Here is a 23,583-nt window from a genome sequence, read left to right as displayed (position 1 = left end):
TACCCGACATCCGGAACCAGCTCCCTCGTTCGTGCTGCGATGATGTGTTCGACATCGTCTCGGAGGGGGGCCCTGCATGGGCAGAGTCACGACCGCGCTGCAGGACCTGCGCGGGGCGCAGAAGTCGGCGAAGGGGGTGTCGCTCTACTCCCGGTTCGCCAACCGGCCCGCCGGGCGGTACCTGGCCGCCGGTTCGTACGCGCTGGGGCTCACCCCGAACCAGGTGACGCTGATCAGTGCCGCCTTCAGCTTCGCCGCCGTGGCCGCGGTCGCGCTGTCCGCCCCCTCGTGGGGGCTGGGGATCGCGGTGTGGGCCGCCCTCGCCGTCGGTTTCGCCTTCGACTCCGCCGACGGGCAGCTCGCCCGGCTGCGCGGCGGCGGCAGCGCGGCCGGCGAATGGCTCGACCACGTGGTGGACGCCGCCAAGCTCACCGCCCTGCACTCCTGCGTGCTGATCGCCTTCTACCGCTTCCCCGAGGCGTACGGGACGGGCGCGCACGGCTGGCTGCTGGTGCCGCTGGGCTTCCAGTTCGCCGCGGTGGTGACCTTCTTCGGCGGGCTGTTGACCGAGAAGCTGAAGCCGAAGCCGGCCCCCGGCAGCCCCGCGGCCGCGCCGTCGACCGCGCGCGCGGTGGCCCTGCTGCCCGTGGACTACGGGGTGTTCTGCCTGGTGTTCCTGCTGCTCGGCGGCGGGAAGCTGTTCGTCTGGGCGTACGCGGGACTGGGCGTGGCCGCCGCGCTGTTCCTGCTGGCGTTCCTCGCGAAGTGGTTCCGGGAGCTCAGCGCCGTTCGCCGGTGACCTGGCCCGGCGCCTGGGCCGGTTCCGCGAGCGCGTCCAGTGCCCGGCGCAGCTGGGTGCTGGACGTGTGCACGGTGTAGGGGAAGTACACGACGTCGACGCCGTGGGCGGCGAAGTCCTTCTCCAGCCGGTCGCCCTTGGGCGTGCCGCGCCAGTCGTCGCCCTTGAAGATGACGTCGAAGCGGACCTGCTTCCAGGTCTCCACCTTGTCGGGGACCGTCTCGACGAAGGCGGCGTCGACGTACTTCACGCTGCGCACGATCTCCAGCCGCTCGACGAGCGGGATCATCGGGCGGCGCCCCTTGGCGAGCTCGGCCATCTCGTCCGAGACCACTCCGGCGACCAGGTAGTCGCACTGGCTCCGGGCGTGCCGGAGGATGTTGAGATGCCCGATATGGAACAGATCGTAGGCGCCGGGCGCGTAGCCGACTCGATACGGCCTGCGCGCGGGCGCAGCAAGGTCGGTCATGTCGTGCTCCGTCATCATTTACCCCCAGCAGCCACACCCCCCGGTGCAGCGGATTAGCAGACAATAGCGTGCACGTTCCGCACCACGCGGGTGAACGAATAGGGTGACGTGCGCATCATCCAGGGGAAGAGGGGACGCACGGTGTCCAGATCCGGTCAGCGGCGCATGCTGCTGGTTTCCACCAATTACGCTCCGGAGCATGCGGGAATCGGCCCGTACGCCACCCAGATCGCGGAGCACTGGGCGGATCTCGGTCACGAGACGCACGTCCTCGCGGGCATGCCGCACTACCCGGCCTGGTCGCTCGAACCCGAATACAAGGGGGCGTTCCAGCGCACGGAACAGCGCGCGGGTGTCACCGTGCACCGGCGTGCGCACACCGTGCCGCCGCGCCAGACCGCCGTGAAGCGGGCCCTTTTTGAAGGATCGATTCTGCTGCACGGCGCCGTGGCCCCGCCCCGGATGCCCAGGCCCGACGCGGTCCTCGCCCAGATGCCCAGCCTGGCCGGCGGAGTGCTCGCCGCCCGGCTCGCGGCCCGGTGGAAGGTCCCCTACATCCCGGTCGTCCAGGACCTGATGGGCGCCGCCGCCGCGCAGAGCGGGATCAGCGGCGGCGACAAGGCCGCCGCGATCGCCGGCCGCGCCGAGGCCTACGCCCTCAAGCGCGCCACCCTCGTCGGCGTCATCCACGAGACCTTCGTGGACCGGGTCGTCGGCATGGGCGTGGACCCGGCCAAGATCCGCCTCGTCCCGAACTGGTCGCACGTGCCGGTGCCCACCAAGCCGCGCGGAGAGACCCGCCACCACCTCGGCTGGGCACCCGGCGAGACCGTCGTCCTGCACTCCGGGAACATGGGCCTCAAGCAGGGCCTGGAAGTCCTCGTCGGCGCCGCCCGGCTGGATCCGAGCGTCCGGTTCGTCCTGATGGGCGACGGCAGTCAGCGGGCGGCCCTGTCCGATCTCGCGTCGGATGTGCCGAATCTGGACATCATCCCCCCTGCCGCTGACGGTGAGTTCCCGGATATCCTCGCCGCGGCGGACGTTCTCGCGGTCACGCAGCACGCCGCCGTGCTGGACATGAGCGTCCCGTCGAAGCTGACCTCGTACTTCCAGACCGGCCGGCCCGTCGTCGCCTCCGTGGCCGCGGAGGGCGGGACCGCGCAGGAAGTGGAACGCTCGGGCGCAGGGGTGCTCGTACCGCCGGAGGACCCCGAGGCCCTGCTGAAGGCCGTACGGGCCCTGGCCGAGGACCCGGAAGGCGCGGACGCACTGGGAGCGGCCGGACCCCGCCACGTGGCGGCCCATCTGAGCCGCGAAGCGGGCCTGGCCCGCATCGACGCACTGATAGACGAAGCACTTGGGGGACCCCGGCCGTGATCGAGACGAACCGCCCTGCAGCGGCACCGGCCGACGACGAACCCGATCTCCTCAGAGACCAGTTCCGGCAGCTCCTGCGCTACCGCAGGCTCATCGGCGCGGGCATCGGGATCGGCCTGCTGGGCGGCGTCTACCTCGGCATCTCCACGGCCGACACCTATGTCGCGACCGCCGACGTCGTCCTGCGCGCACCCACCGACGACCCGTTCAACCCGAGCCTCGCCCCGGACAAGGCGATCAACATCGGCTCGGAGCGCCAGGTCGCGCTCAGCTCCTCCATAGCCAACGAGGCGGCGAAGAAGCTCGGCGTGGGCGCGTCCGGCTTCGCCGCCCTGCGCAGCGGTCTGCAGGTGACCAACCCCCCGCAGACCATGGTCCTGCGCTTCACGTACACGGCGGACTCCCCCAAGGAGGCCGCCAAGCGCGCCAACACGATGACCGAGGCGTACCTGCTGAAGCGGCAGGAGGCCCTCGACGCCACCCGCGACAAGATGGTCAAGGGGTACAAGGAGCAGCGAGATCCGATCGCCAAGCAGCTCGACGAGCTGTCGAAGGAGATCGCCCGGATGCCGGCCGGCGCCGGACGCGACGCCGCCACCTCCTCCAAGACCGACCTGCAGAGCGAGGTCGGCGGCTACAACACCAAGATCACCAAGCTCGAGGCCCTGGACATGACCCCGGGCCGCGTCACCAGCGCGGCGACCGCGCCCACCGCCACCGACGGCCCCGGCATCGTCATGTCGCTCGCGCTCGGCGCGGCCGTCGGCCTCGCACTCGGCCTGCTGGCCGCCTGGGTCCGCCTCGTCTTCGATCCGGCCCCGCGCTCCGAGGGCGACGTCGCCCGGGCACTTCGCGCACCCGTCCTGGGTTACCTGCCCCGGGACCGGACGGGCGGCGGACCGCTGCTCGCCGCCGGCGAGGCCGATCCCCGGCTCGCCGAGGAGTACCGCTCGGTGGCCTTCCGCCTCGCCTACGACTCCCGCTTCGCCGACCGGCGCCGCCTGCTCGTCGTCGCCCCGCGCGGCAGCAGCGAGACCGCCGCCGCGGTGGCCGTGAACCTCGCCGCCTCCTTCGCGGAGACCGGCAAGGACGTCCTCCTCATCGAGGCCGACCTGCGCACCCCTGTCCTGGCCAGCCAGCTGCCGACGGACGCCGGCGGCAGGCCGCGCTGGAGCCAGACCCCGGGCAGCCCGAACCAGGGCGGCCGTCACTCGGACACCGAATGGCCCGACGGGCGCCAGCTCGTCGTGGACGCCGGGGAGTCCGGATCCTTCGACCTCATCCCGGGCGAGCGGGCACGCAACGTCCCCCGCTCGCTGACCTCGGCCCGCGCCACCCGGCTGATCTCCGAGGCCGACTCCCCCAACTCCACGGTCGTCGTGCTCGCTCCGCCCGTGCTCTCCTACGCCGACGCCCTGGCCCTCGTCGACCGCGTCGACGGCGTCCTGGTCGTCTGCGACCCGCGCGCGGTGCACCGCACCGACCTGTCCCGGATCCGCGAACTGATCAGCGGCGCCGGCGGCACCGTCCTCGGCGCGGTGCTGCACGCGCCGCTGCCCGGCGAGAAGCGCGGCCGCAGCAAGGACAAGGCCGGCCCGGCCCCCGCCGGGGGTCCCGGGACCTCCTCGAAGCCCGGGCGGTCCGTGCCGGAGCCCCGGCCGATCCCGTACGAGGTGGCCGAGCCCGAACAGCACATCCCCGGTGACGGCACCGACACCGTCGCGCTGCGCACCGTCCGCATGGGCCGCAGATGAGCCGACGCGGCCTCGCCGCCGTCGCGTCGGTCCTGGACCAGGCCGCGTCCAGCGCCACGAACATCCTGGTGCTGGTGCTGGCCGCCCGGCTGTCCTCGGCGTCCGGGTTCGCCGACTTCTCCATGGTGTACGTGACCTTCAGCGTGCTCCTCGGACTGAACATGGCCTACGTCGGCCAGAGCCTGGTGCTGGAGAAGGGCGAGCGGCTCGGCGCCGAGTGCCGCTCGGCCGTGGGCTTCACCGCGGCCGCGTCGGCCGCCGTGGGCGCGCTGCTGCTGGTGGTGGGCCTCGCCCTCCCCGGGCCCACCGGGACCGCCTTCCTCGCGCTGGGCCTCGTACTGCCGCTGGTGCTGCTCCAGGACGGCCTGCGGTACTGCTTCTCCGCGCTGCGCGCCCCGCAGCGGGCGCTGGCCGCCGACGTGCTGCGGCTGGTGTGCGTGGTCGCGGCGCTGGCCCTGCAGCCCGAAGGGGCCTCGGCGGGACGGCTGGTGCTCGCGTGGGGGCTCTCGGCGCTGCCGGCGCTGGGCGTGGGGCTCTGGCTGCTGCGGCCGTACGTACGCGGCGTGCGCGCCGACCTGCGGCCGTACCTGCGGCGGGGCCACCTCGGGCAGCGGTTCGTGGTCGAGTTCGCGGTGGGCAACGGCTCCAGCCAGCTCGCCGTCCTGGGCCTCGGCGTCTTCGCGACGCCGCTGGCCGTCGGCGCGCTGCGGGGTGCGACCACGCTCTTCGGGCCGCTGAACGTGCTGTTCAACTCCGCGAACGCCTTCGGACCGCCGGTGCTCGGGCGGCTCGGCGGCAAGCGGGCCGTGGTGCGGGCCACGGCCGCACTGGGACTCGTACTGGCGGCGGTCGGCGCGGGCTGGGCCACGGCCCTGTACCTGCTGCCGGACCGGCTGGGCCGGGAACTGCTCGGCGACACCTGGGCGGGCGCGTCGGCGCTGCTGCCGGCGACGGGGGCGCAGTACGCGGTGATGGGGCTCGGCACGTGCGCGCTGCTGACCCTGCGGGTGCTCGCGCCGAAGGCCACGCTGTCGTTGCAGGTGGTCTTCTCGCTGCTGTCGGTGGGGCTGCTGCTGGGTGGCTACGCGGTGTGGGGGGTGGCGGGCGCCGCGTGGGGCCTGGCGGCCGGCTCGGCCCTCAAGGCCCTGGCCGCCTGGTGGCGCGTCACCCGCCTCCCGGCCGCCGCCGGCTCGTGGGACACCGAGCCCGTACCTGCTGCCTGACCCGCTCGCGCGGAGCGATGAGCCCCACCGGGCCGCCGCCGTGTGAGCCGCTGCGCGGGCTTCTCTCCCCGCCCCGCCCTTTCACCGTTTCCCGGGCCCTGCCCGGACCCCGCGCCTCAATCGCCGGCGGGGCTGAAGTACCGGGCTCCGCCCGGACCCGGTCCTCACGCCGGACGGGCTGAAAATCCAGGGGGGTACGGGGCGGAGCCCCGGGAAGCGGTGGCGCGGACAAGGTGCGGGCGGGCCCCACAACAGCGGCGCGGTCAGCGCAGGGTGGTGGACTTGTCCGTGCGGTAGGTCGCGACCAGCGCAAGGCAGAGGGCCGCGATCGCCACCCGCCCCGACGCCTGCAGCAGCGGCCCCCGCAGCAGGATGAACGAGTAGCCCGCGACCAGCGGGACCACCACCGAGATCAGGCTCCCCGGCGGACTCCTGCGCGTGGCCCGCTTCGCGTAGCGCCGGTCGACGCGGGCCGAGGCGTACCCCATGCCCAGCAGCCCCGCCCCCATGCCCAGCGGCCCGAAGTCCAGCCACAGCTCCGCCCAGATCGGGGAGGAGAGGTTGGTGTTGACCGTGCCCATCCACTGGCCGACCATCACGCCCGTGTCCCGCGGCTTGCCGGGCCACACCGCGCGCGGCACCGCGAAGAAGATCGATCCCGCGAGCTGGCGTCCGTAGTAGTGGCCGGGGCCGGAGTTCGAGAAGGTGATGGTGTTCGCGAACATGCCGATCTGATCGTAGTCCTTGAGGGCCATGGGCTCCAGGAAGGACGTGGTCTCGACCGGCCGGTAGTTCTTCTCGTCGTAGCGGAAGCGGTCCGCGAACGGGAAGATCAGGAGCGCGACGACGACCGCCATGGACAGCGCCACCCGGTACATCGCCGCGCTCACCGGGAAGACGGTGAACAGCAGGGCGAACATGACCGTCAGGAACCAGTACCGCGGGTTCGAGATCGGGTTGTTGACGATCAGGTTGAGGCCGGCCAGTGCCGCCCACGTGACGATGATCGACACCTTGCGGCGGGCGAACTTCGAGGTGATCAGCCAGCGGGTGTACAGGAGCAGCGCGAGCAGCGCCGGTACGGTGCCGAAGCCGCGCAGCAGGGCCTGGCCCGCCTGGCCGTCGCCGTTGGAGACGCCCGCCTCCTCGATGCCGGCGATGATCTCCTGGCGGCTGGAGAAGAAGACCGCAGGGCCGCCCAGCTTCATGACGAAGGCGGCGCTGCACAGGAACGACAGGATCGTCAGGAGCTGGAGCCGGCGCCGGTGCGCCATGACGGGCTTCGACTCCTTCTGGGAGCCGCCCGCACGCCCGGCCGGCCGGTGCCGGGCCAGCAGCACGCCGACGTCGAAGGCCGTGCAGCCGAGCAGTACGAGCCCGATGGCGACGGTCAGGTCGGTCCGCGGACCGACGACCGGCGTGGGGACCTGGCCGAGGACGGCCTGCGCGAGCGGGGCCACGCCCATGGCCATGTAGACGAAGAGCCAGAAGGAGCCCTGCAGCAGTTTGCGGCGGCTGGTGAGGACCATCGCGGAGAGCCGGGCGCCCGCGTACATGGTGAGCAGCAGCTGGAGCCAGAAGGCCGCGTCGCGGACGCCGGCACCGGTCTGGACGGCGACGAACAGCGGCAGGAAGACGGTGAATCCGAGCGCGAGCGGGACGGACAGCGCGCGCGAGAGGAGCGTGCGCGGGAGGGTGGCCCGGCCCCACAGGCTCTCGTCCTCGAAGGGGGACGGAACGGGCTGCTTCGGCGGCGTCGCGGAGGGCTTGCGTATGTCCGTCGTCACTGCCGCCCCCACCCGATGTGCCTGGTCCGCGCGCAGTCTAGTCTGAGCGGGCCACGCCCGGGGAGGCGGCGGCTGAGTGCAGATGGGGGCGACAGTTGCGGGATCTTCCTTCCTTCACGCTGGCCGGGTACGACAAGGGCCGCGGGCTGCTGACGCAGGCGCTCTGGTTCGCCGTGATGAACACGCTGTTCATGAGCTGGTTCTGTCCGGCGCGGGTGCGGGTGGTGCTACTGCGGGCCTTCGGGGCGAAGATCGGCGAGGGCGTTCTCATCCGGCACCGGGTGCGGGTGCTGTGGCCGTGGAAGCTCGACATCGGGGACCACACCTGGATAGGTGAGGGCGCCTGGCTGCTGAACCTGGAGCCGGTGACCATCGGGGCGAACGTGTGCGTCTCGCAGGAAGCCATGCTGTGCACCGGTTCGCACGACCACCGGGCCGCCGACTTCCGCTACCGCAACGCCCCGATCGTGGTCGAGGACGGCGCGTGGGTGGCGGTACGGGCGACCGTGCTCGCCGGGGTCACGGTGGGGCGCTGCGCCGTCGCGGGCGCCGGTTCGGTGGTCCACAAGAACCTTCCCGCGCTGACCCTGCAGACCCAGGACGGGCACCGCCGCCCGGTGGAGGAGCCCAATTGAGTGCCGCGATGAGAGTCCTGCACGCCGTCACCCTGCACTCCCCCTCGCACGCCTTCGGCGGACCGGTGCGGGTCGCGCTGAACCTGGCGAAGGGGCTGCGGGCCCGGGGCCACGAGGCGCGGCTGCTGGCGCTCGGCGAGGGCTTCGAGCAATGGCCGGCCTCCGTCGAGGGGGTCCCGGCGAAGCTGTTCCCGGCCCGCCGCCTGCTCCCCCTCGGCTTCAGCGGGATGACCTCCCCGGCCCTGCTGGCCTCGGCCGGCCGGCTGGTGCGGGACGCCGATGTCGTACACGTCCACCTGGCCCGGGACCTGGTGACGCTGCCGGTCGCGCTGGCGGCGCTGCGGGCGGGCAAGCCGCTGGTGCTGCAGACCCACGGCATGGTGGACCCGAGCGAGAAGCTGCTGGCCAAGGTGCTGGACGCGGTGGCGGTACGTCGGCTGCTGCGCGGCGCGGACGCGGTGCTGTACCTGACCCCGCACGAGCGAGAGGGGCTGGACGCGGTGGCCGGCGCGCCGCCCTTGGCGCAGGCGGTCCGCCTGGTCAACGGGACCCCGGCGCAGGAGGAGCGGCCCCCGCTGAGCGGCCCGCCGCGCATCTTGTACTCGGCGCGCCTGCAGGCCCGTAAGCGGCCGGTGGACTTCGTGGACGCGGCCCCGGCGGTTCTCGCCGCCCACCCGGACGCGCAGTTCGTGGTCGCGGGCCCGGACGAGGGCGAACTGGCCGCCGTACGGGCGCGGATCGGGGCGCTGGGCCTCACCGACCGGTTCACGGTCCCGGGAGCCCTCTCCAGCGCGGAGGTCCTCGCCGAACTGCGCCGGGCCCACGTCTACGTACTGCCGTCGGTGGACGAGCCGTTCCCCATGTCGGTGCTGGAAGCCCTCTCCGTGGGCGTCCCCACGGTGGTGACCCACTCCAACGGCCTGGCCCGCGACATCGCCCGCACCGGCGCCGGCCACGCGGTCGACCCCGGCCCGGCAGGCGTCTCCACCGCCGTCCTGAACCTCCTGGACCCGGCAGCCAACCACGAGGCCTCCCGGTCGGCCCGCGAACTGGCCGCGGAGTCCTTCTCCATGGACGCCGTCCTGGACACCCTCCTCCCGGTCTACGAAGGCATCCGCCACTGAGGGACGGCGGCCCGCGTCGATACGGTGTGGGCCATGCCCTCATCCGCACTGCAATCTCCGCAAGGAGCGGCCAGGCCGGCGCAGTCCCTGCTGCCTCCGCCGGGCGACCGCCGGCTGCACACCCAGGGCGTCGCGGAGCGGGCGCGGGAACTGTCCCGATCCGTTTCTGAGCAGGACAGGGAACTGCTGGTCGCGGCAGCATGGCTGCACGACATCGGCTATGCCGGCGCGAAAGCGGTTGCCGATGACGTCAGATGACGTCGCGGCGGTGTTCCTCGACCACCGGGATGGCGCCGCCCGTGGTGCGGCGGCGCTTGTAGATGCTCGTGTACACGGCGAGGCCGATTCCGCCGACCGCCATCATGATCAGGCCGACCAGGTCGAGGTTGACGCTCTCCAGCTCCCAGTCGCTGGCGAAGGTGAGGATCGCACCCACCACGATCAGGACGATGCATCCGCCGATGCCCATGGGATCCGCCTTCCGCTGTCGGGACTGTGACCGCGCGGGTACCCGGGTTCCGGGTACGGAAACGCCCCCGGGGGCCGGGAGTCCGGTCCTCGGGGGCGTTGACGGCTCGGTTACGCGGGGATCCAGGCGTAGCAGCCCGTGGAGTTGAACTCCGCCGTGCCGGCCGGGATCGTCGCCGTGATCTTGTCGCCCGCCTTGGGCGGGGTCTCCGGGCCCGAGGCGAGGGTGGCGCCGTCCTTGCCCTTGGCCTCCCATTTGCAGTTCGTGGCCTGGGTGAGCGCCCGGTAGTTGCCGGCCGCGGGCGAGGTCCGGGGGCCTTCGGGGAAGCCCTTCTCCGCCGCGGCGAGAATCGGCTTCTGGTCCGGGCACAGGAGGGTGATCGCGTCCTTGGCGCCCGGGATCTCGCCGGTGATGACGGCTCCGGTCGCCGCGTCCTTGTCGTGCTTCGCGGTGCGCTGCACCCGCTGGCAGGCGTCCTGGCCACCCTGCAGCACGGACGCCGGGTCCACCTTGTCGGGGACCCGCCCGCTCAGGTACTTCTTCTCCTCCGCCGTGAAACTGCCCGTCTTCGGGGTGAGCTTCGCGTCCGGCAGGACGGGGCCGGTCGGCTTCGCGTTCGGGTCGGTCGACGGCTGCGGAGCGTCCGCCGGGTCGGGGGCCGACGAAGAGGCCGGGGGCTTCGGCTTGGCGCCGGAGTCGGCCTTGTCCCCGCCCGAACTGCAGGCGGTCAGCGTCAGGGCGGCGGCCAGCAGGACAGCAGCCGCTGCGGAGCGTCGGTACATCGGATGGCTCCCGTACTCAAGGGGGTGTGCAGCGGGGCCCGGCCACAGAGAGCCGGACCCCGCACGCCGTCAGGCGGTTGTTTCGGTTGTCGTCGCTTACTTCGCGCCGAAGGTGAGGACCAGCTGCGGAGTACCCTCCGCCGCCGTGGCCTCGGAGGACCAGATCCACAGCGGGTCGGTGCCCGTGCTCGTCAGGCCCAGGGCGTAACTGGTGCCCAGCGCCGCGGAGACCGCGGTGGTGTCCAGCTCCACGTTGTGGACCGCGGAGCCCTCCGGCACGCCCACGATGCTGCCGAGCGGGGTGGTGCCGAGGGTGGGCTTGGTGTTGAAGGTGGTACCCGCGCCGGTCCAGTTACCGGTGACCGGGAGCACCTTCACGGTGTCGGCGGTGCCGGAGTTCGCCTGCGTGCTGGTCTTGATCTGCAGCGAGGCGGACTTCAGGACCTGGCCCGCCGGGGCGGCCGGCAGGTTGAAGCGCATGTACGTCTCGTACAGCGAGCCGCTGCCGCGCACCGCGAGCGAGGTGGACGTGCCGTAGGCGGTGCTCGGGGCGCCCTGGTTGATGTAGGTGTCCTCGGTCGTCTTGACCGCGGAGACCGTGTCGGTGGGCGCCTTGGCCAGGTCGAAGTGGCTCTTGACCTGGGCCTGGGTGAGCGCCGACGGGTAGACGGCGGTCTCATCGAGCTGACCCGCGAAGAAATTGCTCGTCGGGCGGGTCGGCCAGTTGGCGAGGTTGTCCCCGCCGACGTGCCAGTAGCCCGCGAAGGTGCTGTTGCTCGTGGCGTTCAGGGAACCCTTGTTCTGGCCGTCGACGTACAGCGTGATGCCGCCGGGGCCCTGGGTGCCGACCACGTGGTGCCACTTGTTGTCGTTGTACGTCTCGAACAGGCCCGTGGAGACGGTCCGGGTCGAGCCGTTGTAGACGCCGAAGACCAGGCGACCGGTGTTGGTCATGTACAGCTGGCGGTCGTACGAGCCGCTGTTGCGCGCGGTGTTGTTGCCGAATCCGATGAGCTTGCCGCCGCGCGTGGTGTCCGTCTTGAACCAGGTCTCGATGGTGAACGCGTTGCCGACCGTCTGGCGGCGGTCGCTGTACACCTGCTGGCTGGTCCCGTTGAAGCCCATCGCCGTGCTGCCGGAGACGGCGCCGGGCGACTGCTTCAGGGCGGGGGCGTTGAGCTGGACACCGCTGCGGTTGCCGGACACCGAGGAGTCGGCGACGTAGGGGCTGACCGCGTCGTCGTAGCGCCAGTAGAGGTCGGCGCCGTCGGCGCGGACCTGGTTCGGGTAGGACTGGACCGAGGTCGGGACGGTCACCGAGGCGACGGCCGACAGGGCGCTGGTGTTACCGGCGGCGTCGGTCGCGGTCACCCGGTAGGTGTAGCTCTGGCCGGCCTTGGCCGTGGTGTCGTTCCAGGAGGCCTGGGGGCGCTCCCACTCCAGCGAGCTGGCGGTGACGGTGGCGGCCGGGGTGGCCGAGCCGTTGCGGTAGATGCGGTACGTCAGCTTGCTGTCGTCCGCGTCGTAGCTGGTGCGCCAGCGGACCTGGACCTCGCCGGGCTTGACGCTGGAGGCGCTGGCCACCGGGGTGGTCGGGGCGCCGACGTCGCCGGTGGAGGCGAAGCGGGTCAGGCCCCACTGCGGCTTGCCGTTGATGAGGGTGAACTCACCGCCGACCCACATGTACTTGACGTTGTTCTTCTCGGCCACGGCCATGACGCGCGGGCCGATGCCCTCGGTGCCGTCCATGCCGTCGTTGGCCGTGGGGTGCCAGCCCAGCTTGCCGGGGCCGCGCACGAAGCCGTCCACGGGCGCGGGGGCGGCGCCTTCGTGGTTGGTCGGCTGGGCCAGCAGGAAGTTGCGCTTGCCGTCGGGGAACTCCAGCTCGGTGGAGCAGTCGTGCCCGTGCGAGGAGCTGTAGAGCACTCCCTCGTACGGCAGGACGAACTGGGTGGCGCCGAGGCAGCGGTCGCGCCACTTCTCGGTGAAGTCGCTCAGGCGCAGGCCGATGCGACCGTCGAAGACGCCGCCGCCGGAACCCTCGTGACCCGTGTAGAAGCCGGTGTCGTCGGTGGAGATGTCCTTGACGACCGAGTTCGACGGGATGTTGGCGTACGTCTTGGTGACCGCGCCCGTGGTGGCGTTGACCACGGCGAGGGCGTGGCTGTTGGAGCCGTTGACGGTGAAGAAGTCGCCGCCGAGGAGGACGTTCTTGCCGTCGGGGGTGACCTCGACGGCGCGGCCCGGCTCGTCGACGTTGGCGACGAAGGGCTTCAGCGCACCGGAGGAGGCGTCCACGGCGGCGAACCGCTCGCGGGTCTGGCCCTCGACGGCGGCGAAGTCGCCACCCGCGTACAGGGTGTCGTCGGTGACGGCGAGCGCGCGCACGGTGGCGGGGAAGCTCGGGTGGAACGATGCCTTGGGGGTGCAGCTCGCGATGTCGATCGCGGCGAGGCTGGAGACCGGGGTGCCGTTGACGGCGCCGAAGGACCCGCCCGCGTAGAGGGTCTTCTTGTCCTTCGAGACGACCAGCGTACGAACGGTCGCGGTGCCTTCGCCGATGGTGAAGGCCAGCTTGCAGGAGGTGGGATTGCCGGTCGCGGCGTCGAGCGCCACGAAGTTCACGGCACTCTGCTCCGCGCCGGCCACGCCCTCGGGCGGACGGACGGCCGAGAAGGTACCGCCGGCGAAGACGGTGCCGTCGGCCTGGGCCATCGCCCAGACGACGCCGTTCGTCTGCCAGGTCGGCAGCTCGTCGGCGGTGAATGCCACCGGAGCCGTGATGGCGGACGCCTGAGGCATCAGCACCAGGCCTATGCCGGTGCCCGCACCGGCCAGTGACAGGACGAGGGCGGCAGTCAGCCCTCTGGATCTACGCATGAGCCCCCCAGGGCAATTGCCCGGTTTGATGGCTGGAACTATCCGAACAGCCATATGTACTGGCGCAGACTAGGGCTCACTTGAAGGCCCGGTCACCTCTCTTGACCCATTGCATACCAACTTGGAATCAACAGGTTCAGCCTGGAGGGTGCACAAGGGACATACGGCAGGTTTACCTCGGCCATACCCCTGCAGAGCTGCGGAGCATGGCCGGAACACGGCAAACCGTAGGGGAAATATAAGGCCTCAGCGGTCGATGCGGACTGTCACGCCCGCCAGTTGGTCCTCGACCTGACGGATGTCGGCGTCCACCATGATCTGCGCCAGTTCCGCCACCAGGACCGTCGGCTTCCAGCCAAGCAGGTCATGGGCCTTGGACGCGTCGCCGATGAGGGCGTCGACCTCGCTCGGGCGCTCGTACTTGGGGTCGTAACGCACGTGGTCGGTCCAGTCGAGACCGGCGTGCGTGAAGGAGGACTCGACGAACTCGCGGACGGTCGCGGCCACGCCGGTGGCGACGACGTAGTCGGTGGGCTCGTCCTGCTGGAGCATCCGCCACATGGCGTCCACGTACTCGGGGGCGTAGCCCCAGTCGCGCACCGCGTCGAGGTTGCCGAGGTAGAGGTGGTCCTGAAGACCGGCCTTGATACGGGCCACCGCGCGGGTGATCTTGCGGGTCACGAAGGTCTCGCCGCGGCGCGGGGACTCGTGGTTGAAGAGGATCCCGTTGACGGCGAACATGTCGTACGCCTCGCGGTAGTTCACCGTCGTCCAGTACGCGAAGACCTTCGCGGCGCCGTACGGGCTGCGCGGGTGGAACGGCGTGGCCTCGTTCTGCGGGGGCGGGGTGGCGCCGAACATCTCGGAGGACGAGGCCTGGTAGATGCGGGTGTCGACACCGCTGGCCCGGATGGCCTCCAGCAGCCGCAGCGCGCCGAGGCCGGTCACGTCACCCGTGTAGAGCGGGGCGTCGAAGGAGACGCGGACGTGGGACTGGGCGCCGAGGTTGTAGACCTCGTCGGGGCGTATGTCGCGGAGCAGGTTCACGAGGGCGACGCCGTCGGACAGGTCGGCGTGGTGCAGGACGAAGGACCGGTTGGCGGTCTGCGGGTCCTGGTAGATGTGGTCGACCCGCTCCGTGTTGAAGCTGGAGGACCGCCGCACGAGCCCGTGCACCGTGTAGCCCTTGGAGAGCAGGAGCTCGGCGAGGTACGAGCCGTCCTGTCCGGTGACTCCGGTGATCAGTGCGGTCTTGCCCATGGGGTCCCCTTGCTGGTGGTTTCTGTCGGTCGTGGTGAGGCTGTGCCTCGGGGTGGGTGCGGAGCCGGCCCTGCGGGGCGGCGCGCCGAAGGGTCGGGTCGCGGCCAGGGGGGCTGGATGCGTACCGTACACGGCCGCCCCCGACGCCCCCTGCGGGGCGGCCGCCGTCTCGTGGTCCTGACGCCGCCCGGCACGCCCCCGGTTCCGCAGGCTCGGGCCGTGGACCCCTGCGCCCCCCGCGGGAGGGGACTGGCATCATCGGCGGTATGACAAGTTCGCTGCCGCTCCTGCCCCCGAACGCCCGCGTCTTCGTCGCGGGTCACCGCGGCCTCGTGGGGTCCGCGGTCGCCCGGCGGCTCACCGCCGACGGCCATGAGGTGCTCACCCGGGGCCGCGCCGACCTCGACCTGCGCGACGCCGCCGCGACCGCCGCGTACCTGAAGGACGCCCGCCCGGACGCCGTGGTGCTGGCCGCCGCCAAGGTCGGCGGGATCATGGCCAACAGCACGTACCCGGTGCAGTTCCTGGAGGAGAACCTGCAGATCCAGCTCAGCGTGATCGGCGGCGCGCACGCCGCCGGCGTGGGCCGGCTGCTGTTCCTGGGATCGTCCTGCATCTACCCGAAACTGGCCCCGCAGCCGATCCGCGAGGACGCCCTGCTGACCGGCCCGCTGGAGCCGACGAACGAGGCCTACGCCCTCGCGAAGATCGCCGGGATCGTCCAGGTCCAGTCGTACCGCAAGCAGTACGGGGCCTCGTACATCTCGGCCATGCCGACGAACCTCTACGGCCCGGGCGACAACTTCGACCTGGAGACCTCGCACGTCCTGCCGGCCCTCGTCCGGCGCTTCCACGAGGCCGCCGCCGAGGGCCGTGACGAGGTCACGCTGTGGGGCTCGGGCACCCCGCGCCGGGAGTTCCTGCACGTGGACGACCTGGCCGCGGCCTGCGCCGTGCTGCTGAACACCTACGACGGCGACGAGCCCGTCAACATCGGCTGCGGCGAGGACCTGACCATCAGGGAACTGGCCGAGACGGTCGCCGAGGTGACCGGCTTCCGCGGCCGGCTCGCCTGGGACACGTCCAAGCCGGACGGAACCCCGCGCAAGCTGCTGGACGTGAGCCGCCTGACGTCGCTCGGCTGGAAGCCCGCCGTCTCGCTGCGGGACGGCATCGCCGCCACCTACAAGTGGTGGCGCGAGCAGAGCTGATCGCACAGGCGGCCCAGGATCCTCAGTACGCTCCGCGACCGTCTACGACGGCGCGGAGCGTACGGCCCATCACGTCGACATCACTGGTGAAGGACCAGTTGTCGACGTACTGGAGGTCGAGCTGGATGGTTTCGTCCCAGGACAGGTCGGACCGGCCGCTGATCTGCCACAGTCCCGTCATCCCGGGCCGTACGGTGAGCCGGCGCAGCTCGACCTCGTCATACTTCGCCACCTCCTCCGGAAGCGGCGGGCGCGGGCCGACCAGCGACATGTTGCCGGTCAGCACGTTGATCAGCTGCGGGAGCTCGTCCAGCGAGGTGCGGCGCAGCAGCCGGCCCACCCGGGTCACCCGGGGGTCGCGGCGCATCTTGAACATCAGGCCGTCGTTCTCGTTGGACCCGGACAGGTCGTCCTTCATGGCGTCGGCGTCCACGACCATCGTGCGGAACTTCCACATGACGAACGGGACCCCGTCGCGGCCGATCCGCCGCTGCCGGTAGAAGGCCGGGCCGCGCGAGCCGAGGCGGATGGCCAGGACGATCCCCAGGAGGACCGGGGAGAGCAGCAGCAGTCCGGCAGCGGCTCCGACCCGGTCGAGGGCGGACTTGAGCAGGGTCTGCACCCCGCGGCTGACGGGCGGCGCCACCCGCAGCACGGCGAGCCCGCCCGCGGACAGGGTCTCCAGGCGCTTGACGGAGACCTCCACCAGCCCGGGGAAGACGGCGAGTTCCAGCCCGGCGTCGTGCAGCGCCCAGGCGATCCGGCGCAGCCGCTCCCCCGTGATCCGCACGCCGGGGGCCACCAGCACCAGGTCGGCGTGGTGGCTGGCGACGGCGCCGAGCACGGCCGCGGAGTCGCCGTTCGGGACCTCGGAGGTCCCTCCGTCGAGCCGCGCCGCCACGGGCACCCCGCTGACGAGCGGCCCGGCACCGACCGGGACCACGCCGACGACGACGTACGGGTGGTCGGTGCGCGCGGCGAGGTGTGCGATGACGTCCTCGGCCGCGTCGGGCTCGCCGACGACCAGGACCCGGCTGACGGCCTGGGCCTCGCGGCGGGCGGCCGAGAGGTGCCGGTAGGTCAGCTTGTGGACGGCGACGGTGATGAGCAGAGCGGGCAGCAGGGCCCCGAGAGCGGACAGCCGGGGGGTGGCTTCTTCGGTCACCACACGCGCCACGGCCAGAACGCCGATAAGAATCAGCCAGTCATGCACGACCGGCAGCACACCGCGGGACTCCCCGAGCGTCCGGGTCGCGTAGCGCCGGCGCAGCGCCTGCACCCCGGTCCACGCCACGGCGGCGGCCAGGGCGCAGTAGACGGGCCGGACCTGCTGCGCGGCGTCGAAGACGAGTCCTACCGGGATCGCGGCACCGAGGAAATCGGCGGCGATTGCGGCCGGGCGGTACCAGCGGGCCTTGTCCCCGAGGCGCCGTGCGGGCGCAAGGGACTCCCTGGCCGCTCTGGCCACTCTTTGCGCAGGAATATGAACATGCCTCATGGGCCCCCCTGGCACGTGGTCTATGACTGTGGCGGACGCCCATCGCTTCCCCTGGCAACGAACATCTGCCGCACCGGGAAACAGTACGACAAACACCCGTACGGTAAATGCCGTTTGGGTCAACGCAGCCTCTTGTTGCGCAAGTGTTAGCAACCGGTATCAGGCGTTCCGGATGCCGGACGACCCAGGAGGCTTACGGAGGTAAATGGTCCGGATACCGGATACGCATCTTCGGACAACGGACCGTTTCCGGCCAACCTTTTGACGCGGCCCTGACATCTGACGCTGTGAGTGGCAATCTTCGACCGTTCATCGCACCAGCCCTGTTCTGCCCGGAGGCCCACCCAGCCATCCGGAACCCCCCTTGCAGAAGGAGTCTGCGTTGAGGTCCACCCCCCAGAGGCGTGCCACCGCTGCCGGCGCGCTCGTTGCCGCGGCAGCCCTGCTCGCCGTAGGCATACAGGCCGGCACCGCGACCGCCGACGCCACCGCGTCGCAGGCCTCCAAGGCCGCCCAGCCCAACCCGGGCGCGGCCAACCGCGCGCTCAGTGCCTCGGAGCGTGCGACGCTCCTGGCCGATGCCAACTCGACCACCGTGCAGGCCGCCAAGGCGCTCGGCCTCGGCAGTGGCGAGAAGCTCGTCGTCCGCGACGTGGTCCAGGACGCGGACGGCACCACGCACACCACCTACGAGCGCACCTACGACGGACTCCCCGTCCTCGGTGGTGACCTCACCGTCCACGCCAAGGACGGCGTCACCAAGAGCGTGACCAAGGCGACCAACCACGAGATCAAGGTCGCCGACACCAGCGCCACCGTGACGCCGGCGGCCGCCGAGAGCCAGGCCGTCTCCGCCGCGAGCGCCGAGGGCTCCAAGGAGGCCAAGCCCTCCAAGAACGCCCGCAAGGTGATCTGGGCTGCCGAGGGCGCGCCGGTCCTCGCGTTCGAGACCGTCGTCGGCGGCCTCCAGCACGACGGCACGCCGAACGAGCTCCACGTGGTGACCAACGCCAAGACCGGCGCCAAGATCACCGAGTGGCAGGCCATCGAGACCGGCACCGGCAACACGATGTACAGCGGCCAGGTGACCCTCGGGACCACCCAGTCGGGCAGCACCTGGAACCTGACCGACGCCGCGCGCGGCGGCCACAAGACGTACAACCTCAACCGTGGCACCGGCTCCGGCACCGGCACGCTGTTCTCCGGCCCGGACGACATCTGGGGCAACGGTCTGCCGTCCAACCTGGAGACGGCCGGCGGTGACGCCCACTACGGCGCCGCGGTCACGTGGGACTACTACAAGAACGTGCACGGCCGCAACGGCCTGCGCAACGACGGCGTGGCCCCGTACAGCCGGGTCCACTACGGCAACGCCTACGTCAACGCGTTCTGGAGCGACTCCTGCTTCTGCATGACGTACGGCGACGGTGAGGGCAACAACAAGCCGCTCACCTCCACCGACGTGGCCGCGCACGAGATGACCCACGGTCTGACCTCGGTCACCGGCAACATGACCTACAGCGGTGAGCCCGGCGGTCTGAACGAGGCGACCTCCGACATCATGGCGGCGGCCGTCGAGTTCTACGCCAACAACCCGCAGGACGTCGGCGACTACCTGGTCGGCGAGAAGATCGACATCAACGGCGACGGCACCCCGCTGCGCTACATGGACAAGCCGAGCAAGGACGGCGCGTCCAAGGACAGCTGGTACTCGGGCCTCGGCGGCATCGACGTCCACTACTCCTCGGGCCCGGCCAACCACTGGTACTACCTGGCCTCCGAGGGCTCGGGCGCCAAGGTCGTCAACGGCGTGAGCTACAACTCGCCGACCGCGGACGGCCTGCCCGTCACCGCGATCGGCCGTGACGCCGCCTCGAAGATCTGGTTCCGCGCGCTGACGGTGGGCTACTTCAAGTCGACCACCAACTACGCCGACGCCCGTGTCCAGACCCTGAAGGCCGCCGCCGACCTCTACGGCCAGGGCTCGGCGATCTACAACAACGTCGCCAACGCGTGGGCCGGCGTCGCCGTCGGATCCCGCATCTCCAACGGCGTCACGGTCAGCCCGATCGCCAACCAGAACACCGCCACGGGCAGCGCCGTGAGCCTGCAGGTCCAGGCCACGAGCACGAACCCGGGTGCGCTGAGCTACGCGGCGACCGGCCTGCCGGCCGGCCTGTCGATCAACTCCTCCAACGGCCTGATCTCGGGCACGGCCTCCACCGCGGGCACGTCCAACGTGACCGTCACGGTGACCGACTCGCAGAACCAGACCGGTACCGCGGCGTTCACCTGGACGGTCGGCACCACGCTGCCGAGCGTCTTCGAGAACACCACGGACTATCAGATCGCGGACAACTCGACCGTCGAGTCCCCGATCAACGTGACGCGATCGGGCAACGCCCCGAGCGCCCTCAAGGTGGACGTGAACATCGTCCACACCTACGTCGGTGACCTGGTCGTCGACCTGGTCGCCCCCGACGGCAGCGTCTACAACCTGCGCAACCGCACCGGCGGCAGCGCGGACAACATCGTCCAGCAGTTCACCGTGAACGCCTCCTCCGAGGTCGCGAACGGCACCTGGAAGCTCCGCGTCCGGGACGCCGCCAGCCTGGACACCGGCTACATCAACAGCTGGAAGCTCACCTTCTGACCCCGGCGGGGCAGGGTGAACGTCAGCTGAGCAGATAGACACGGGGCCGCCCGGGAGGAATCCTCCCCGGGCGGCCCTGTTCCATGGGCCCGGGTCAGCCCAGGGCGCGGAAGAGGGCGGTGAGGAGGTCTTCCTCCTCCTCTTCCTCGTCGTTCTGGTTCTGGTTCTGGTTCTGGTCGGTCTGGTCGGTCTGGTCGGTCTGGTCGTCGCGCGACTGGTCGTCCCGGCCCGGCCAGGTGCCGTTGCCGCCGTTCCCGCCATTGCCGGCGCCGCCGCCGGTCTGGTCCTCGCCGGCCTCGTCGTCACGCGGCCGGTCGTCCCGGCCCGGCCAGGTGCCGTTGCCGCCGTTCCCGCCGTTCCCGCCGTTCCCGCCGGTGTCGCCGTTCCCGCCGGTGTCGCCCCGGCCCGAGTCCTCCTCGTCCACCGGCTTGAAGTAGACCGAGACGACCTCCACCCGCCTCGCCCTCTCCCCCGGCTTCAGTACCTTCTCCGCCTCGCCGTTGCAGCTGCGGTTGTCGAAGAGGACCGCCAGCGACTCCGTCTCGTTGCGCACCTCGATGGCGGGCTCGTCGCGGGAGGTGCGCGTCAGCAGGTAGCAGGTGTCGTTGTCGGCGGGCCGGATCTGGCCCCTCCTCTCGGTGCCGGCCGCGTCCAGGTACTGGTAGTGCAGCGTGCCGAGGGCGCGTTCGCCGTGGTCGTCGGCCACCGACGGGCCGGCGGTGGGCAGGGCGAGCGCGAGAGCGCCGACGAACACGGCGGCGGTCGAGCGAAGACGCATGGGGGGAGTCCGTTCCTCGGGTTCCGCGGATACCGGTCCGGTGGCATCCTCGGGCAGCGTAGGAGCGGAGGAGGCCGCTGAATCGATTCGGCATGCCCAGTACGTTCGAAGGTTCACCCGTGAGGTCCCAGCCGTACGGCCCTCCGCGCGGTCTCCCTGCGTACGGCCTCAGTTCCGTACGGCCGGTGCCCCCGCCGGGTCCTCGGCCCCGGTGGACTGCGTGCGGGGCCGCGGGATCGGAGCTGCGGCGGCCGGCGTCCCGCCGCGGAGCAGGAGGAAGACCGCCAGCGCGCCGGCCAGCCCCATCGCGGCCGAGACCAGGAACGTCTCGCGCAGACCGTTCGCGAAGGCGGCCTCCACCAGCCCCGTCAGCGCCTCGCGGGCCGCGCCCGCCGGGGCCTCGGCGAGCACCTGCCCGGCGCCGCCGGAGGCCAGCGGCTCCGCCAGCCCCCGGCCGCCCTCACCGAGCCCGGAGCGCAGCCCCGCGTGGAAGACCGCGCCGAGCACGGCGATGCCGAGGGCGGTGCCCAGCTGGCGCGCGGTGTTCAGGGCGCCGCCCGCCATGCCCGCCCGGGCCGGGGCCACGGCCCCCATCGCGGTGGCGGCCAGCGCCGGGGTCGCGGCGCCCACCCCCACGCCGGTCACGAGCAGCCCGGGCACCAGGGCGGTCCAGCCGTCCCCGGCGTCGAGCATCCAGGCCTGGAGCAGCGCGCCGACGCCGATCAGCAGCAGCCCGCCGCCGATGGTCAGCCGGGGCGGGACCCCGTGCAGCAGCCGTCCGGCCACCACGGCGACGACGAAGCCGGCCGCGCTGAGCGGCAGCAGCACCAGGCCCGCGCCGACCGGGCTCATCCCCTCGGCGGACTGCAGCCAGAGGGAGACGTACATGAGGTACGAGAACGCGGCGCCCGACAGCAGCAGTCCGGCGGCCATGACGGCGACGAAGGTCCGGCTGCGGAAGAGCGAGAGGTCCAGCATCGGGCGGGTGCTGCGCAGTTCGACGAGGACGAAGGCGGCGAAGGCGGCCACGCCCAGGCCGAGCAGGCCGAGGGTGGTCGGCGAGCCCCAGCCGTTCTCGCCGACGCGGATCACGGCGTAGGTGACGGCCGCGGCGCCCGCGGTGAAGGTGGCCATGCCCGGCAGGTCGAGGCGCTCGGCGTGCGGGTTGCGCGACTCGGCCACCGCCTTGAGGGTGACGTACACGGCCAGCGCGCTGACGGGCAGGTTGATGAAGAAGATCCAGCGCCAGCCGAAGTTCTCGGTGAGCAGTCCGCCGATGATCGGCCCGGCCGCGGCGGCGGCGCCGTTGACCGCGCCCCAGACGCCGAAGGCCACCCCGCGGTCGCGGCCCTGGTAGGACGCGCTGAGCAGGGCCATGGTGGTGGCGAACATGGCGGCGCCGCCGATGCCCTGGACGGCGCGGAAGGCGATGAGTTCGGCAGGGCCGGTGGCCAGCCCGCAGGCGAGCGAAGCGGCGGCGAACAGCCCGAGCCCGATGAGGTAGACGCGGCGGCGGCCGATCCGGTCGGCGAGCGAGCCCGCTCCGAGCAACAGGGCGGCCAGCGCGAGGGCGTAGACGTCCATCACCCACTGCAGGCCGGCGAAACCGCCGAAGGAAGAGTCGTCAGCCATGTCGGCGGACATGTCGGGCAGGGCGACGGTCACGATCGTGACGTCGACCAGGAGCATGAAAGCCCCGAGGCAGACGGCCGTCAGGGGCAGCCATTTGCGCATGGGAGTTCTCCTCGGGTTGCGGAGGGGCGGGGTCGCGGGCGGATCCGCGGTGACCCCAAGGTCCCATCGCCCACCTCCGTTCCCCCATCCGGCGGCCCGCTCCTGCCGGATTTCCTTCATCTAGGTCCCTGTCATGATGGAAACCATGAACGAGACGCAGCTGGACGCACTCGACCAGTCCATGGTGCAGGCCCTCGTGATCGACGGCCGGGTCTCCTTCAGCCGGCTCGCCGAGGTGCTGGAGGTCTCCGACCAGACCGTCGTGCGCCGCTACCGGCGGCTGCGGAGCACCGGTCTGGTCCGGGTGGTCGGGCTGCCGCAGGGCAGCCGCGTCGGCCTGTTCGAGTCCTGGCTGCGGGTGCAGTGCGCCCCCGACGCGGCGCTCCCGGTGGCCGAGGCGCTCGCCCGCCGCCCGGACATCGCGTGGGTGACCCTGAACTCGGGCGGCACGGAGGTCCACTGCATGACCCGGGCCCGTACCCGCAGGGACCGGGACACCCTGCTGCTGGAGAAGCTGCCGCGCACCCGCCGGGTGACCGGCATCAGCGCCCACACCATCCTGCGGAAGTTCTTCGGCGGGCCCGACTCGTGGGCGGGCGTGGACGTGCTGCGCCCGGATCAGATCGCGGCCCTGGAACGGCCCGCGGCCCCGCCCGGGCCGGGCCGGTACGCCCTGGACGAGACGGAGTCCGCGCTGCTCGCGGTGCTGGGCCGGGACGGCCGCGCCGGGTATCCGGAACTGGCCCGCGCCACCGGGCTGTCGGAGTCGACCGCCCGCCGGAAGGTGGAACGGCTGCGCGATCTCGGAGCGCTCTTCTTCGACGTGGAGTTCGTCCCCTCGCTCTTCGGCTACGAGGCCGAGGCGACGATGGTGCTGACCGTCCCGCCGGCCCGGCTGGCGGAGGTGGGGGCCGCGCTGGCGAGCCACCGCGAGGTGCCGTTCGCGGCGGCCGTGACCGGGGCGGCCTCCCTGATGGCGGTGGTCGTGTGCCGGGACACCGACGCGCTCTACACGTACCTGACCGAGCGGATCGGCGCGGTGGACGGCGTGGGGCAGGTGGAGGTGATCCCGGCCCTGCGCAGCGTCAAGCGGGCCGGGATGCTCGTGGAGGGCGAGCGGCTGGTGGATCCGCCGCCCGCCCCCTGAACC

General features: G+C 71.7%; 19 protein-coding genes. 10 read left to right on the top strand and 9 right to left on the bottom strand.

What is annotated here, in order from left to right; all coding sequences use genetic code 11:
- The first annotated feature begins 76 nt into the window (after positions 1 to 76).
- Entirely contained in the window at positions 77 to 799 is a 723-nt protein-coding gene (locus ACZ573_RS04440) for a CDP-alcohol phosphatidyltransferase family protein (RefSeq protein ID WP_471298778.1), read from the top strand.
- Here ACZ573_RS04440 and ACZ573_RS04435 read toward each other — a convergent pair.
- The gene (locus tag ACZ573_RS04435; protein WP_471298775.1) at positions 780 to 1,283 is read right to left on the bottom strand and encodes an FAD synthase family protein; all 504 of its coding nucleotides are present in this window, start codon (positions 1,281 to 1,283) and stop codon (positions 780 to 782) included. The two genes, ACZ573_RS04440 and ACZ573_RS04435, sit on opposite strands and share 20 nt — an antisense overlap.
- A 150-nt stretch (positions 1,284 to 1,433) precedes the next feature.
- Between ACZ573_RS04435 and ACZ573_RS04430 the strand changes: the two genes are divergently transcribed.
- From ACZ573_RS04430 to ACZ573_RS04420, 3 genes are read left to right on the top strand one after another with little or no spacing between them, the layout of a single operon-like run.
- Positions 1,434 to 2,645, top strand: a complete 1,212-nt coding sequence (locus tag ACZ573_RS04430) for a glycosyltransferase (protein ID WP_471299077.1) — start codon at positions 1,434 to 1,436, stop codon at positions 2,643 to 2,645.
- A complete protein-coding gene (locus tag ACZ573_RS04425) occupies positions 2,642 to 4,399 on the top strand; it encodes a lipopolysaccharide biosynthesis protein (RefSeq protein ID WP_471298772.1) in 1,758 nt (585 codons plus the stop codon). The genes ACZ573_RS04430 and ACZ573_RS04425 overlap by 4 nt, the downstream gene beginning before the upstream one ends.
- Complete coding sequence (locus ACZ573_RS04420; protein ID WP_471298769.1) at positions 4,396 to 5,622, top strand: MATE family efflux transporter; 1,227 nt, start codon at positions 4,396 to 4,398, stop codon at positions 5,620 to 5,622. Before ACZ573_RS04425 ends, ACZ573_RS04420 begins: the two co-directional genes overlap by 4 nt.
- A gap of 263 nt (positions 5,623 to 5,885) precedes the next feature.
- Here the strand turns inward: ACZ573_RS04420 and ACZ573_RS04415 are convergent, their stop codons facing one another.
- Positions 5,886 to 7,409 (bottom strand): hypothetical protein, encoded by a 1,524-nt coding sequence (locus ACZ573_RS04415; protein ID WP_471298766.1) that lies wholly within the window; start codon positions 7,407 to 7,409, stop codon positions 5,886 to 5,888.
- Between the two features lie 95 nt (positions 7,410 to 7,504).
- Here ACZ573_RS04415 and ACZ573_RS04410 point away from each other — a divergent pair, with 95 nt between their 5' ends.
- From ACZ573_RS04410 to ACZ573_RS04400, 3 genes are read left to right on the top strand one after another with little or no spacing between them, the layout of a single operon-like run.
- Positions 7,505 to 8,044 (top strand): WcaF family extracellular polysaccharide biosynthesis acetyltransferase, encoded by a 540-nt coding sequence (locus tag ACZ573_RS04410; RefSeq protein ID WP_471298764.1) that lies wholly within the window; start codon positions 7,505 to 7,507, stop codon positions 8,042 to 8,044.
- Positions 8,045 to 8,052: 8 nt separating this feature from the next.
- A complete protein-coding gene (locus ACZ573_RS04405; RefSeq protein ID WP_471298761.1) occupies positions 8,053 to 9,168 on the top strand; it encodes a glycosyltransferase in 1,116 nt (371 codons plus the stop codon).
- 33 nt (positions 9,169 to 9,201) lie between these two features.
- Positions 9,202 to 9,426, top strand: a complete 225-nt coding sequence (locus ACZ573_RS04400; protein WP_471298758.1) for an HD domain-containing protein — start codon at positions 9,202 to 9,204, stop codon at positions 9,424 to 9,426.
- Here ACZ573_RS04400 and ACZ573_RS04395 read toward each other — a convergent pair.
- The 4 genes from ACZ573_RS04395 to gmd form a co-directional block, all read right to left on the bottom strand.
- A complete protein-coding gene (locus ACZ573_RS04395) occupies positions 9,419 to 9,637 on the bottom strand; it encodes a DUF6458 family protein (protein WP_471298755.1) in 219 nt (72 codons plus the stop codon). The two genes, ACZ573_RS04400 and ACZ573_RS04395, sit on opposite strands and share 8 nt — an antisense overlap.
- Positions 9,638 to 9,747: 110 nt before the next feature.
- Positions 9,748 to 10,419, bottom strand: coding sequence for a hypothetical protein (locus ACZ573_RS04390; protein ID WP_471298752.1), 672 nt, complete (start codon positions 10,417 to 10,419; stop codon positions 9,748 to 9,750).
- A gap of 96 nt (positions 10,420 to 10,515) precedes the next feature.
- Positions 10,516 to 13,299 (bottom strand): CBM96 family carbohydrate-binding protein, encoded by a 2,784-nt coding sequence (locus ACZ573_RS04385; RefSeq protein WP_471298749.1) that lies wholly within the window; start codon positions 13,297 to 13,299, stop codon positions 10,516 to 10,518.
- Between the two features lie 246 nt (positions 13,300 to 13,545).
- Positions 13,546 to 14,559: a GDP-mannose 4,6-dehydratase gene (gene gmd / locus ACZ573_RS04380; RefSeq protein WP_189742990.1), complete on the bottom strand. Its 1,014-nt coding sequence runs from the start codon at positions 14,557 to 14,559 to the stop codon at positions 13,546 to 13,548.
- A 266-nt stretch (positions 14,560 to 14,825) separates the two neighbouring features.
- Here gmd and ACZ573_RS04375 point away from each other — a divergent pair, with 266 nt between their 5' ends.
- Positions 14,826 to 15,770 carry a GDP-L-fucose synthase family protein gene (locus tag ACZ573_RS04375; RefSeq protein WP_471298746.1) on the top strand — a complete coding sequence of 315 codons (945 nt, stop codon included), beginning with the start codon at positions 14,826 to 14,828 and terminating at the stop codon, positions 15,768 to 15,770.
- A 22-nt stretch (positions 15,771 to 15,792) separates the two neighbouring features.
- Here ACZ573_RS04375 and ACZ573_RS04370 read toward each other — a convergent pair whose 3' ends face one another.
- Positions 15,793 to 17,268, bottom strand: a complete 1,476-nt coding sequence (locus ACZ573_RS04370; protein ID WP_471298743.1) for a sugar transferase — start codon at positions 17,266 to 17,268, stop codon at positions 15,793 to 15,795.
- 382 nt (positions 17,269 to 17,650) lie between these two features.
- Here ACZ573_RS04370 and ACZ573_RS04365 point away from each other — a divergent pair, with 382 nt between their 5' ends.
- On the top strand, positions 17,651 to 19,921 hold the full coding sequence (locus tag ACZ573_RS04365) for a M4 family metallopeptidase (protein ID WP_471298741.1): 2,271 nt from the start codon (positions 17,651 to 17,653) through the stop codon (positions 19,919 to 19,921).
- 94 nt (positions 19,922 to 20,015) lie between these two features.
- On the opposite strand, the gene ACZ573_RS04360 is transcribed toward ACZ573_RS04365, so the two are convergent.
- Both ACZ573_RS04360 and ACZ573_RS04355 read right to left on the bottom strand, forming a co-directional pair.
- Complete coding sequence (locus ACZ573_RS04360; protein WP_471298738.1) at positions 20,016 to 20,699, bottom strand: hypothetical protein; 684 nt, start codon at positions 20,697 to 20,699, stop codon at positions 20,016 to 20,018.
- 168 nt (positions 20,700 to 20,867) lie between these two features.
- The gene (locus ACZ573_RS04355; RefSeq protein ID WP_471298735.1) at positions 20,868 to 22,433 is read right to left on the bottom strand and encodes an MFS transporter; all 1,566 of its coding nucleotides are present in this window, start codon (positions 22,431 to 22,433) and stop codon (positions 20,868 to 20,870) included.
- 145 nt (positions 22,434 to 22,578) lie between these two features.
- Here ACZ573_RS04355 and ACZ573_RS04350 point away from each other — a divergent pair, with 145 nt between their 5' ends.
- Complete coding sequence (locus ACZ573_RS04350) at positions 22,579 to 23,580, top strand: Lrp/AsnC family transcriptional regulator (protein ID WP_471298733.1); 1,002 nt, start codon at positions 22,579 to 22,581, stop codon at positions 23,578 to 23,580.
- The last annotated feature ends 3 nt before the right edge of the window (positions 23,581 to 23,583 follow it).

The organism is Streptomyces sp. NPDC040545, assembly GCF_055595065.1.
The sequence above is the reverse complement of the archived record's forward strand: the minus strand, read 5'-3'. Positions and strand labels throughout refer to the sequence as shown.

Bases quoted from the DNA above. Each gene is read 5' to 3' on its own strand.
- ACZ573_RS04435 (WP_471298775.1), bottom strand. From the start codon at position 1,283: ATGACGGAGCACGACATGACCGACCTTGCTGCGCCCGCGCGCAGGCCG.
- ACZ573_RS04385 (WP_471298749.1), bottom strand. From the start codon at position 13,299: ATGCGTAGATCCAGAGGGCTGACTGCCGCCCTCGTCCTGTCACTGGCC.
- ACZ573_RS04350 (WP_471298733.1), top strand. From the start codon at position 22,579: ATGAACGAGACGCAGCTGGACGCACTCGACCAGTCCATGGTGCAGGCC.
- ACZ573_RS04440 (WP_471298778.1), top strand. From the start codon at position 77: ATGGGCAGAGTCACGACCGCGCTGCAGGACCTGCGCGGGGCGCAGAAG.
- ACZ573_RS04355 (WP_471298735.1), bottom strand. From the start codon at position 22,433: ATGCGCAAATGGCTGCCCCTGACGGCCGTCTGCCTCGGGGCTTTCATG.
- ACZ573_RS04400 (WP_471298758.1), top strand. From the start codon at position 9,202: ATGCCCTCATCCGCACTGCAATCTCCGCAAGGAGCGGCCAGGCCGGCG.
- ACZ573_RS04405 (WP_471298761.1), top strand. From the start codon at position 8,053: ATGAGAGTCCTGCACGCCGTCACCCTGCACTCCCCCTCGCACGCCTTC.
- ACZ573_RS04395 (WP_471298755.1), bottom strand. From the start codon at position 9,637: ATGGGCATCGGCGGATGCATCGTCCTGATCGTGGTGGGTGCGATCCTC.
- ACZ573_RS04430 (WP_471299077.1), top strand. From the start codon at position 1,434: ATGCTGCTGGTTTCCACCAATTACGCTCCGGAGCATGCGGGAATCGGC.
- gmd (WP_189742990.1), bottom strand. From the start codon at position 14,559: ATGGGCAAGACCGCACTGATCACCGGAGTCACCGGACAGGACGGCTCG.
- ACZ573_RS04375 (WP_471298746.1), top strand. From the start codon at position 14,826: ATGACAAGTTCGCTGCCGCTCCTGCCCCCGAACGCCCGCGTCTTCGTC.
- ACZ573_RS04360 (WP_471298738.1), bottom strand. From the start codon at position 20,699: ATGCGTCTTCGCTCGACCGCCGCCGTGTTCGTCGGCGCTCTCGCGCTC.
- ACZ573_RS04370 (WP_471298743.1), bottom strand. From the start codon at position 17,268: ATGAGGCATGTTCATATTCCTGCGCAAAGAGTGGCCAGAGCGGCCAGG.
- ACZ573_RS04420 (WP_471298769.1), top strand. From the start codon at position 4,396: ATGAGCCGACGCGGCCTCGCCGCCGTCGCGTCGGTCCTGGACCAGGCC.
- ACZ573_RS04390 (WP_471298752.1), bottom strand. From the start codon at position 10,419: ATGTACCGACGCTCCGCAGCGGCTGCTGTCCTGCTGGCCGCCGCCCTG.